This window comes from Candidatus Thiothrix phosphatis, from assembly GCF_035668035.1.
GTDB lineage: Bacteria > Pseudomonadota > Gammaproteobacteria > Thiotrichales > Thiotrichaceae > Thiothrix > Thiothrix phosphatis.
Genome location: NZ_JAYMYJ010000165.1, coordinates 24,342 through 34,488 on the forward strand (window position 1 = coordinate 24,342; position 10,147 = coordinate 34,488).

Sequence of the window (10,147 nt, forward strand, 5' to 3'; positions counted from 1 at the left end):
GGCAGTTACTGGAATAAACATAAAGGGATGTTATGTTGGTGCCATTCATTTTGAATGGCCCGATTAACTGAAGAGGGATCCCCGCATGCCTAAATTAATCATTAAACAAGACTTGCCTGAGCCTTCCGCCCAAGAAAAGCTGGAAAGCATTTTGCGTCTTCTTTTGCCCGTATTGTTGCTGCTTGTGACCGCTGCGGTGGCTTTGTCATTCTATTTGGCGCGTGAACCGGAAAAGGCGGATATGGCCGTTTCGTCCGCTTCGGGAGCTAGCGTTGAAATGCCGCTGGTTTATAAACGCCAAGAGGAACGTTTGACGGCAATGATTCATGAATTTGATGAAGAGGAAAGGGAAGAGATCGAAGGATCCGATAAGCATGCGGCTTTGGTTGCCAAAGCGAATGCAATTTTGCAACAACTGTCAGAAATGAATGGCATTGTCGAAGGGTTGGGCATAGCGGTGAAAGATAAGCAGGCGTTGCTAGCGCAACACCGGTATCAGCAGGATTACTGGGAGTCGAAACGGATATTCCATAATCTACGCTTGGCGCGTTTTGACAATGATGCCCAGAAACCCGGGGCAACCAATGTGCAATCGGCGGTGGCAGTGGTTCCTGCGCCAGTAACAACGGAGCCTGCGGAAAAGGTTGTTGCTGATAATCGGGAGCCTGAGCCTACGCATACGGAAGCTAATCCCAAGGTTGATTTGCCCGCCGATTTTTGCCCGCTGTTTGGCCCTGGTGCTGCCGCCTGTAAAGCTGGGGCAACTGGGAAAGACAGCCACGAGTAATGGCATTATTCCAGTGCGAGAATGCTGCTCCACTCTTGTCCGGTGACTGGGAGGACGGAAAGGCGGTTTCCCTTGCGTACTAGTGGCATGTCCGTTAGGGAAGGCTGCTCCCGCAATTCACTGAGGCTGATAGTGCGTTTCAGTTTACGCATGAACTTTACGTCCACACGGTACCAGCGAGGATTTTGCGGATCGCTTTTCGGGTCAAAATATTTTGCTTCTGGATTGAATGCAGAGTCATCTGGATAGCCTGCGCGGGCGATTTCGGCAATGCCTACAATGCCGGGCATTTCACAGTTGGAGTGATAGAAAAACACTTGGTCGCCAACCTGCATCTGATCCCGCATCATATTGCGCGCTTGGTAGTTACGCACCCCGTCCCATGGTTCGACGTTTACTTTCTGCAAGTCATCAATACCAAAGACATCTGGTTCCGATTTCATTAGCCAGTATTGCATGGTTCGCCTCAGGTTTTTTGTTCGGGTGTAATCTGCATCACTGTAAATTGCCCACTGGAATGTCCCATGTGTGCTTGGAGCCAGGGCAAAATTGTGCGCATTTGGTCGGCCAGTAGCCAAGATGGATTGATGATAAACACACCACTACCCGTCATGCCCATGCCATTGCTGTCCGGATGCGGACAAAATTCGACTTGCAATATATCCGGTATGCCAGTTTTTTGCAGATCCAGCGTCATTTGTCTGACTCTCTGGCGCATTATGACGGGATACCATAGCAGATAGGTGCCAGTGGCGAATCGCTGGTATGCTTGCCTTAGCACCGTCACCGTTGCAGTGTAGTCGTTTTTCAGTTCATAGGAAGGATCTATCAGGATGACGGCGCGGCGGGTGATGGGAGGCAATAGCCTTAACAGGCCTTGCAGCCCATCCTGTTTACTGGTGCGGGTACGTTTATCCTGACCCAACAGCTTTTCCAAGGCGTTGAAATCTGCTGGGTGCAATTCAAACAGGTGCAACTGATCCTTAGGCCGTAGCAATTTCGCCGCCAGCCATGGTGAGCCAGGGTATTGTTGTAAGCGCCGGTCGGGGTTCAGCTGCTGCAACAATTCCAGATAGGGCGATAGGGTGTCAGGACAATCACTGACGTTCCACATCGCCTGGACGCCTTGGGCGAATTCACGGTTTTTCTGGGCCTCTGCGCTGTTTAGGGGATATAAGCCACAGCCAGCATGGGTGTCGATATACCATAATGGTTTGTCTTTGCGTTGGTAGTAATCCAACGTCAATACCAGCAGCAGGTGCTTGAGAACATCGGCATGGTTGCCTGCATGGAACGCATGGCGGTAACTGAGCAAGAAATCTCCTTTGGAGGCGGAGGGAAAGGTTCCCGTCCGTCTCTGTCGGGTGGTGTTGGTTTACTGTGTCAGGGTAGCGTCTGGTGTTGCATTGCCAGTGTTGGCGGAGGGGGCTGCCGTGTCAGGTGCGGTAGGCGCAACTGCCGGAGCAACTCCATCAGAGCCAGGCATGGGTGGAATTGGCGCTACTGGCGGTTCGGGTGGAAGCATAAAAGGCGGTAGGCCATTGCCCATGCCATATGGGGAAACTGGACGCGGGTAATGGCGATAATTATTGCCAAATCCCATGCCTGGGAAGTTAGGGCCATTACTCCAGGGGCTATTGCTCCACGGTGCGTTATGCCAGGGGCCATTATTCCACGGGCCGTTGTTCCAGTTGAAAGGAAAGCCAGATTGGTTGTGCCAAGGGCCATTGCCCCAAAAAGGCATAGCACCCCATGATGGGCCATTGTTCCAGGAAGGCCCACCGCCCCATGCTGGGCCGCTTCCCCAGTTGAAGCCATTGCCTGGGCCGTCAGCACTGCTCCAGTTCATGTTGGGGCTCCAATTCCAGTCGAAGCTGTCGAAGCTCCAGCCTTTGGAATTGGCGGCGCTTGAGGCCATGGCGATCACAATGCCGACAATAACTCTTTTCATGGTGCTGCTCCCTTTGCTTTTCAATCATGTAAAACGAAAACAGGCCGAATGAATTCGGCCCGTTGAGTATAATCCTTTCTGCCAGGATTAGTTAGCAGGTGGGACTGGCGCTGCTGTTGGGGCCGGTGCTGCGGATGGCCCTGGGGTTGCGCCAGGTGCCACAGGGAGAGGGGCCATCATCGGCGCGCCCATTTGCGGCACAGGCATTGGTTGGGGAGCCATCATCGGCATGCCCATTTGCGGCGCTGGCATCATAGGGGCACCGTAACCCATGGGGGGCATCATAGGAGCGCCATAGCCCATTGGTGCTCCATAAGATGGCATTCCAGGGTAGCCTCCGCCCATGAATGGCATGCCATATGAGCCACCGTTGTCGTTGTTGTTGTCCCAGCTGTCAGTAAACTCTTCCATCCAGTACATTGGTGTCCATTCTGGCCAATCGCTTTCATCCCAGTAAGGGCCGTAAGGGCCCATTTTCCATTCGCCATTATTGCTGCCAAAGAAGTCTGCGCTTGCAGTGGCGGACAATGCCAGAAGGCTTAAGCCAACCAGTAATTTTTTCATCTGAATATCTCCTATGCGGTGTCATTTCATCTCAGGTTCAGCCTGAACTTCCACTAACTATATCAGTATATTCTAATATAATCTAGTATTAAACTGAAAAAAGCCACAGTCGGATGTGACTGCGTCCAGTGGGACATCCCATGGTTGTTGGGGTAACGACTCTACCTGCTGGAATGCGTAAGCAAAACCACATAAGTAAGGGCGGCGGCTGTTATTTGCCGGTATCCGTTTGAAACTAAAGGTGCGATCGTAAAAACCGCCTCCCATGCCTAGGCGGGAGCCATGCTTGTCAACGGCTACCAATGGGGTGATGACCAAATCTATCCAACGTGCGGGGCGGCTATAGCGCCAATGTGGAAGAGGTTCAGGAATCTGGAAGCGGTTGAGGCGAAAGCGAGTATGTTCATTCCAAAGGACAAACCACAGGCGGGCACCGCCGAATGGCGACAAAACCGGTAGGTAGATTTGCTGTCGTGGGTGGGTCAGTTTGCGTAGGAAGGTTGGATCCGCTTCGCCTTTTACCGGCAAATATAAGGCAATATACCGTGCATTGCGGAATAGGGCTCGGCCACTGAGATGGCGGGTGGCTTTGTGGGATAAGTGCTGTTGTTCGTGGGGTGGCAATGCCGCCCGTTGTTTGCGGATGGCAAGACGTAACTGCTGATTAGTCAGGGTGAGGGCTGACGTTGTTGGCATCTTGATTTTTCCGGAAAAATAGGAAGCTAACATCCTCCACTTTAATTTCATCCCCATGGGCAAGTACGCGGGCAGCATGGGTGTTCATGCCTACTGGGCGCATTATATACTGCTCTTGGGGGGCTGGCTCAATCAAGATTTGTCCGGTGGCCAGTTTACCAAGCACTACACGATCGGTGCGTAAAGGGATGATATAACCTGATTTGCGGCCGTTTAACACCTGTAGCCAAACAGTATGCCCAGCCTCCATCAGTTTTGGATGGATGCTTAGACGTTTGAGCTGTGCTTCTAATCCCTGGTCTGAGCGAAAAACAACCTGGTATTTGCCTAGGCCAATAATGTCCCCATCTTCGAGCAAATGACGGTCAACCATGTGCCGGTTGACATAGGTGCCATTGGTGCTTTGTAAATCTTCAAGGAAGCAGTCTTCCCGCACGATGGTGATACGGGCGTGATTATTGCTGATGGTGCGGTCTGGCAAGGCAATGTCGGATTTGCCGTTGCGCCCGAATGTCACGCTTGTTCCCTTGATTGAAAAACGGCGCAGAATTTGTTTGTCCAGCATTACAATCAGTTGGCTCATATTCTGGTGTGACCCCTTGGTTTTAGGCGATGATGTCCAGACGTTCCCCTACCCGAATTCTGGAGGTATGTTTACTGTTGGTTTTCATTAGCGCCTCTACGGTCATGCCATGCTTTTGGGCGATGGTTTGCAAGGTCTCCCCACGGCGAACGGTATGGCTTTTGGATTTTGCGTTGGCGTATTGGACAGGTTTTTTTCTAATTTTGACAGTCGCTAGCCGATTATATCCGGAGGAGGATTTGCTGGCGTAAACTTGGCGGCTAGCGGCTGGCGGTTGGGATTCGATGATCTGGGCCAATTGTTGGGCTTGGCTACGGGGCAATACGATCCGGTTGGAATATTCGGGGGTCGTGACGCCCGTGCGGAAGCAAGGGTTCAGGTTGATTAAGTGTTCTGAATTCAGTCCTGCCATCAGGGCGACCCTGCGCAGGTCAACAGGCTTGTTGACGCGCACCTGCGCCAGCCGCGCGCGATTGGGCGTATCCGCCAGGCTGACGCCATAACGCGGCGCATTGCGGATCAGTTCCTTAAAGGCCAGCAGCCGGGGCACGTACTCGCGGGTTTCCTTGGGCAGGCCGGAAAGATGCCAAAAGTCAGCCGGTAAGCCTGCCGCCCGGTTATTGTCGATCTCCCGTTGGACACGTTTTTCCCCACAGTTGTAGGCAGCCAGGGCCAACAGCCAGTCGCCGTTGAATTCATCGTGCAGTTCTTGCAAGTAACTGAGTGCCGCGCCTGTGGCGGCGAACGGATCCATGCGGGCATCGTAATGCTTGGCTTGTTGCAGGCCGTAGCGGCGCCCAGTGTCGGGAATGAACTGCCACAGGCCTGCTGCGCCAGCGCTGGAGAAAATGTCTGGATCGAAAGCGCTTTCCACGAATGGCAGCAAGGCGATTTCGGTGGGCATGCCTCGGCGATCAATTTCATACACGATCATGTGCAGGAATACACTCGCACGTTCGGACAACAAACTGAGCTGGGCTGGTTTACGGCCATAGTAATTGACAAAATATTGTACGTTTGGATGCTGGTTATAATTGCCATTCAGCTGGAAACCGTGAAAAACACGTTCCCAGGTATCGAAATCTTCATCAATGGATGCTTTTTGATTTTGCGTCTGATGGTAATTGGCTGGCTGTATATTGCCGTCAGTGCCCCTTTGCTGAAAGGAAGCTTTCTGCAGGACGGCTTTTTGTTGCTTGGTTTGGGCATGTTGGACTTTGCTGGAGTCTTCTTGTGAGTCTGGTTTACCCAAGATGCTGGAACAGCCAGAAGTTGTAAGCGCCGCAACAGCGGATGTTGCGATGAGCGCATATTTGCTTATTGTTATCATTCTTTAGACCCCAATGACCCGTTATTTTTAGTGTCGACTGCGATTCGCCGCTATAATGCTGGCTTGGATGGCAGGAGAGCAAAGTGCTTTCCATAATTTAATTTAATCAGTCGAGTTAGTGCGAATATAATACGTATAAAACTTGTGGACAAGGAAAAAACGCTGAACGTTGCTTTAAAAACATTATCACCTCCAGCAGGCATCAATGTATGCAGGGATTGGTATGCCACGTCGGCAGGGCAGTCTACCTTGGAGCGGTTGCAGGTTATAGCGGGCAGGATGACAGCTGATGTGTTTGGCTATCATGCGTTGGAAACTGGGGTGTTGGCGGGGCACTATTCCTTTCTGCAAGAATCACGCATTGCGCATCAGATTGTGCTGGGGTCTATATCAGGAGAAATGGGCAGTGTTGTGGGCGCGCCAGAGTATTTGCCGTTTGCCTTCAGCAATATTGATCTGGTGATTGCCAGTCATGTATTGGATTGCACGCATTGGCCGCATCAGGTGTTGCGTGAAATCGAGCGGGTTTTGGTGCCGGAAGGGCATTGCATCCTCATTGGGTTTAATCCGCTCAGTTTCAAGGGGGTAGGGCATCTCCGCCATATTTATGGGCGCGATGGGAATGCATGCCGTTTTTACTCGACTTTTCGTGTGCGTGATTGGTTGAGTGTATTGGGGTTTGAGGTGCTTGAAACTGTTTCGATCGGTTTCTGCCCAGTTTTTAGGGGAAAGTACCTGTTCAAGCAGACCCGCTGGCTGGATCAGCTGGGCGATAGGCTCGGCTTGATGACTGGCAATGTTTATATCATTCATGCGCAGAAAAAAGTGTCCAAGATGACGCCTTTGTTGCCAGCCCGCAAAATCAAGCCGTTGCTGAAACCGGGGATGATTGTGAACCCAGGTGCCGGGCGCTTTTCCCGTAAAGAGCCGAAATGATGCCAGATCATAAAATAGTTGAAATTTTTACCGATGGAGCTTGCCGGGGCAATCCAGGGCCGGGTGGGTGGGGCGTTTTGTTGCGTTATGATGGGCATGAGCGTGAGCTTTATGGCTACCAGCCTGATACAACCAACAACCAGATGGAGCTGATGGCCGCCATTCAGGCATTGGAAGTTCTTAGCCGCCCTTGCACAGTCGTGCTGACGACAGATTCCCAATACGTTCGGCAGGGGATTACGGAGTGGATGGCAGGCTGGAAACGTAAGGGATGGAAGACAGCTGCTGGCAAGCCGGTCAAAAATCAGGAGCTTTGGCAGCGTCTGGACGTCGCCGCCGCCCGTCATCAGATTGAATGGCGCTGGGTCAAAGGGCATAGCGGCCATGATGAGAATGAGCGGGTAGACCAACTTGCCAATAAAGCCATCGATGAGAGGAAAATATGAGCCGCCAGATTATTCTTGATACCGAAACTACCGGCCTGGATCCAAAGGATGGTCATCGCATCATCGAAATTGGCTGTGTGGAAATGATTGGCCGACAAATGACGGGCAACAATTTTCACCAATATTTGCAGCCTGACCGCCAGATTGACGCTGAGGCCATCGAGGTGCACGGCATTACCAATGAGTTTTTGGCGGACAAACCGCGTTTTGAGGACATTGCTGATAAGCTGTTGGCGTATCTGGAAGGGGCTGAACTGATTATCCATAACGCGCCATTCGATATTGGTTTTCTCAATCATGAATTGCAACTACGTGACCCAAACAGCAAGCCGGTCACCAACTTGTGTACCGTAACCGATACGCTGGTGATGGCGCGGCAGATGTTTCCTGGTCAACGGGCCAGTTTGGATGCGCTCTGCAAACGCTACGAAATTAATAATTCTCACCGTACCCTGCATGGCGCATTGCTGGACGCCGAAATTTTGGCAGATGTGTATCTGGCGATGACGGGCGGGCAGGTGAGCCTGTTGCTGGGGGGGGGGCAGGAAAGCACAGGACACGAGGGCGCAGAGAGTGCCGCCACCAAGGGGATCACAATCGATGTTGCCCGGTTACGGGTAATTGGCGCTACTGAAGAAGAACTGGCGGCGCACACTGAACGTGTCGCCGCTATTACCAAATCCGCTGGCAAATGCCTGTTTGTAGGGTGAACGTTAGAAGTTGAAGGTTGCGCCGACGTAGATCATGTTCGTGTCGGTCTTGACACTGCGCAGGTCGGCATAGTTCTTGTTCGTGTCCAAATGCAGGAACTGGTTGCCTTTGCCGGTATTGAAGTAACGGTCCCAACCCACCCGCACACTCCAGTTATTACCTAATTCTTGCTCAACACCAATGCCTAAGGTTGGGCTGACGCCATGTTCAGTGGTCTTGTAAATTTCATGGACATTGTCGAGATTGATGTAATCCATGCTGTTTTTATTTTCCCACACAAATGCACCCGCCTTGCCGAAGACAGAGGTTTTTCGGGTCAAACGGTGGTTGGCTTTCGCACTGATGCCGATGCCGCGGGTTTTCTGCCGGGCGCTGGCAAACTCAGCCCTCCCTCCCGGAATGCCGTTTTCAGGGCGGTACATATCCAGTGAATAAGTTTCGCCTAAATTGGCGTATTCAGCTTCTACTGCGAAGGTGCTGGTTAAGTTGGCACCGCCATAAACTTTGTGGACTTTGGAGATCCCTCCATTGGTTTTGCTGATGGTAAACTGCGACTCTTCACACTCTGGGCAAAATTGAGTCTCGTTAGTGTTGTTGTGGGTTTTGCCAATGGCTGCGCCAACATAGTACGGCGAATAACCTGCCTCCGCGAGGCCGGAACCCATGAGGGCTGCGATCCCGGCATTGACTGCAATAAATTTTTTCATGGGGTTTGATTCCTGGGGCTTCACTATAAATATATTCTCTTAAATTGGTAGTATGATCGGCAGCTGATAAAATTGTGTTGTGGGAGTTGATAGACGGTTTTGAATGGCAGACAAAAGAATTAAATGCAGATTATGTCCGCAAAAAACACCTTTTATTAGGCACTGAAAGGTTCTATCTGCTGGGGGAAGGAGGAGTTTGAGGCATGTGGCAATGCAATGAAAACATAATTCTATAACTTATATTTGTATTTTATAGTATGCATAATTCTATGCATTTTTGTCGTCTTATAAATTTGTGGAAAGGATTACACCACACTCAACGCCAGCTTCCGCGCATTCGCAAAATCCGTCTTCCCGCTCCCCAGCTTCGGCACTTCATCCACACTGCGGATCATCGCCGGGATCATCAGCGCATTCATCCCGCCATCCACCAGTTTGCGGCGAATTTCGGTTTCGTTGAGTTCGCCCGCAATCATTAGGATGACTTTTTCGCCTTTCTTTTCGTCCGGTAGGTTGACCGCGACCAATTCCAATTCAGGTTCGCCGAGGATGTTGCGCACTTGTTGCTCGATTGCGCCGAGGCTGACCATCTCGCCGCCCAGTTTGGCGAAACGGGAATAACGGTCGACGATGGTGAGGAAGCCGTCTTCGTCCACATGCCCCTTGTCGCCGGTTTTGTACCAGCGTTGGCCATCGAGCATGGCAATGGCATCGGCGGTTTTTTCCGGGGCATCCAGATAGCCTTTCATGACTTGCGGGCCACCAATCAGGATCAGGCCGTCAGTGCCGGTAGGCAAGGTTTCCAGCGTGACCGGGTCGACGACACGGAAGCTGGTGCCAGCCAATGGCAAGCCGACAGTGCCTTCCTTGTTGGCGATCTGGACTTTCCAGTAATGGGTGTCAATCTGGTCGGGCAGGTTGACACTGGCGACTGGTGAAGTTTCGGTTGCGCCGTAGCCTTCCAGGATCTTCTTGCCGAATTTGTCGAGGAACAGGCGGCGCACGTCCGGTGACAGCTTTTCCGCACCGGCCACCACATAGCGTAGGCTCTGGAACATCAGTGGGTGCACGCGCGAGTTTTTCGCATACAGGCGGAGGAAGGTGCTGGTGCCGACCAGCAGGGTGGCTTCGTATTTGGCGATTCCCTTGGCGATATTGACCGCATCGGTAGGGTCGGGGTGGCAAATGAGGGGGATGCCTTCCGCCAATGGCATCAGCGTGGTGGCCAGCAGGCCGAAGGCATGGAAGGTGGGCAAGGTGCCCATAATGGCGTCATTGTCGAGCGTGTTGAACGCATCCGCCACCTGCCGGGCATTTACCGCCAGATTGCGATGGGTCAGTTCAACGCCTTTGGGGGCACCTTCGCTGCCGCTGGAAAACAGGATGGCGGCGGTCGCGTCCATGTCGAATTTCGGTAGGTACAGCCATTGCAGCAC

The 10,147-nt window shown here is 52.1% G+C and carries 14 protein-coding genes; 5 read left to right on the forward strand and 9 right to left on the reverse strand.

The genetic code is table 11. From position 1 onward, the window contains the following. Positions 1 to 85: 85 nt before the first annotated feature. Positions 86 to 787: a hypothetical protein gene (locus VSS37_RS21680; protein ID WP_324698622.1), complete on the forward strand. Its 702-nt coding sequence runs from the start codon at positions 86 to 88 to the stop codon at positions 785 to 787. Between the two features lie 5 nt (positions 788 to 792). On the opposite strand, the gene VSS37_RS21685 is transcribed toward VSS37_RS21680, so the two are convergent. The 7 genes from VSS37_RS21685 to VSS37_RS21715 all read right to left on the reverse strand — a co-directional run bounded on the left by VSS37_RS21685 (position 793) and on the right by VSS37_RS21715 (position 5,485). After that, complete coding sequence (locus VSS37_RS21685; RefSeq protein WP_324698624.1) at positions 793 to 1,245, reverse strand: EVE domain-containing protein; 453 nt, start codon at positions 1,243 to 1,245, stop codon at positions 793 to 795. An 8-nt stretch (positions 1,246 to 1,253) separates the two neighbouring features. Continuing rightward, on the reverse strand, positions 1,254 to 2,102 hold the full coding sequence (locus VSS37_RS21690) for a 23S rRNA (adenine(2030)-N(6))-methyltransferase RlmJ (RefSeq protein WP_324698625.1): 849 nt from the start codon (positions 2,100 to 2,102) through the stop codon (positions 1,254 to 1,256). Between the two features lie 60 nt (positions 2,103 to 2,162). Further along, entirely contained in the window at positions 2,163 to 2,738 is a 576-nt protein-coding gene (locus tag VSS37_RS21695) for a hypothetical protein (RefSeq protein WP_324698626.1), read from the reverse strand. An 87-nt stretch (positions 2,739 to 2,825) separates the two neighbouring features. Further along, a complete protein-coding gene (locus tag VSS37_RS21700) occupies positions 2,826 to 3,302 on the reverse strand; it encodes a hypothetical protein (protein WP_324698627.1) in 477 nt (158 codons plus the stop codon). A 72-nt stretch (positions 3,303 to 3,374) separates the two neighbouring features. Further along, a complete protein-coding gene (locus tag VSS37_RS21705) occupies positions 3,375 to 4,031 on the reverse strand; it encodes a 5-formyltetrahydrofolate cyclo-ligase (RefSeq protein WP_324698628.1) in 657 nt (218 codons plus the stop codon). After that, positions 3,967 to 4,581, reverse strand: a complete 615-nt coding sequence (locus VSS37_RS21710; protein ID WP_324698629.1) for an FHA domain-containing protein — start codon at positions 4,579 to 4,581, stop codon at positions 3,967 to 3,969. The genes VSS37_RS21705 and VSS37_RS21710 overlap by 65 nt, the downstream gene beginning before the upstream one ends. 22 nt (positions 4,582 to 4,603) lie before the next feature. After that, complete coding sequence (locus VSS37_RS21715; RefSeq protein ID WP_324698631.1) at positions 4,604 to 5,485, reverse strand: transglycosylase SLT domain-containing protein; 882 nt, start codon at positions 5,483 to 5,485, stop codon at positions 4,604 to 4,606. Between the two features lie 117 nt (positions 5,486 to 5,602). On the opposite strand from VSS37_RS21715, the gene VSS37_RS21720 reads away from it, so the two are divergent. The 4 genes from VSS37_RS21720 (at position 5,603) to dnaQ (ending at position 8,003) form a co-directional block, all read left to right on the forward strand. Next, positions 5,603 to 5,818, forward strand: a complete 216-nt coding sequence (locus VSS37_RS21720) for a hypothetical protein (protein ID WP_324698632.1) — start codon at positions 5,603 to 5,605, stop codon at positions 5,816 to 5,818. Between the two features lie 372 nt (positions 5,819 to 6,190). Beyond that, positions 6,191 to 6,847 carry a methyltransferase domain-containing protein gene (locus VSS37_RS21725; protein ID WP_324698633.1) on the forward strand — a complete coding sequence of 219 codons (657 nt, stop codon included), beginning with the start codon at positions 6,191 to 6,193 and terminating at the stop codon, positions 6,845 to 6,847. Next, a complete protein-coding gene (rnhA, locus tag VSS37_RS21730; RefSeq protein ID WP_445971505.1) occupies positions 6,844 to 7,293 on the forward strand; it encodes a ribonuclease HI in 450 nt (149 codons plus the stop codon). Before VSS37_RS21725 ends, rnhA begins: the two co-directional genes overlap by 4 nt. Continuing rightward, the gene (gene dnaQ / locus VSS37_RS21735; RefSeq protein ID WP_324698634.1) at positions 7,290 to 8,003 is read left to right on the forward strand and encodes a DNA polymerase III subunit epsilon; all 714 of its coding nucleotides are present in this window, start codon (positions 7,290 to 7,292) and stop codon (positions 8,001 to 8,003) included. Before rnhA ends, dnaQ begins: the two co-directional genes overlap by 4 nt. A 3-nt stretch (positions 8,004 to 8,006) precedes the next feature. Here dnaQ and VSS37_RS21740 read toward each other — a convergent pair whose 3' ends face one another. After that, positions 8,007 to 8,711 carry an outer membrane beta-barrel protein gene (locus tag VSS37_RS21740; RefSeq protein WP_324698636.1) on the reverse strand — a complete coding sequence of 235 codons (705 nt, stop codon included), beginning with the start codon at positions 8,709 to 8,711 and terminating at the stop codon, positions 8,007 to 8,009. 305 nt (positions 8,712 to 9,016) lie between these two features. After that, positions 9,017 to 10,147: AMP-binding protein (locus VSS37_RS21745; protein ID WP_324698637.1), on the reverse strand; the 1,131-nt coding region annotated here is incomplete at its 5' end.

Bases quoted from the DNA above. Each gene is read 5' to 3' on its own strand.
- VSS37_RS21715 (WP_324698631.1), bottom strand. From the start codon at position 5,485: ATGCCCACCGAAATCGCCTTGCTGCCATTCGTGGAAAGCGCTTTCGAT.
- VSS37_RS21695 (WP_324698626.1), bottom strand. From the start codon at position 2,738: ATGAAAAGAGTTATTGTCGGCATTGTGATCGCCATGGCCTCAAGCGCC.
- VSS37_RS21685 (WP_324698624.1), bottom strand. From the start codon at position 1,245: ATGCAATACTGGCTAATGAAATCGGAACCAGATGTCTTTGGTATTGAT.
- VSS37_RS21680 (WP_324698622.1), top strand. From the start codon at position 86: ATGCCTAAATTAATCATTAAACAAGACTTGCCTGAGCCTTCCGCCCAA.
- VSS37_RS21725 (WP_324698633.1), top strand. From the start codon at position 6,191: ATGACAGCTGATGTGTTTGGCTATCATGCGTTGGAAACTGGGGTGTTG.
- VSS37_RS21705 (WP_324698628.1), bottom strand. From the start codon at position 4,031: ATGTTAGCTTCCTATTTTTCCGGAAAAATCAAGATGCCAACAACGTCA.
- rnhA (WP_445971505.1), top strand. From the start codon at position 6,844: ATGATGCCAGATCATAAAATAGTTGAAATTTTTACCGATGGAGCTTGC.
- VSS37_RS21740 (WP_324698636.1), bottom strand. From the start codon at position 8,711: ATGAAAAAATTTATTGCAGTCAATGCCGGGATCGCAGCCCTCATGGGT.
- dnaQ (WP_324698634.1), top strand. From the start codon at position 7,290: ATGAGCCGCCAGATTATTCTTGATACCGAAACTACCGGCCTGGATCCA.
- VSS37_RS21720 (WP_324698632.1), top strand. From the start codon at position 5,603: ATGCTGGTTATAATTGCCATTCAGCTGGAAACCGTGAAAAACACGTTC.
- VSS37_RS21700 (WP_324698627.1), bottom strand. From the start codon at position 3,302: ATGAAAAAATTACTGGTTGGCTTAAGCCTTCTGGCATTGTCCGCCACT.
- VSS37_RS21710 (WP_324698629.1), bottom strand. From the start codon at position 4,581: ATGAGCCAACTGATTGTAATGCTGGACAAACAAATTCTGCGCCGTTTT.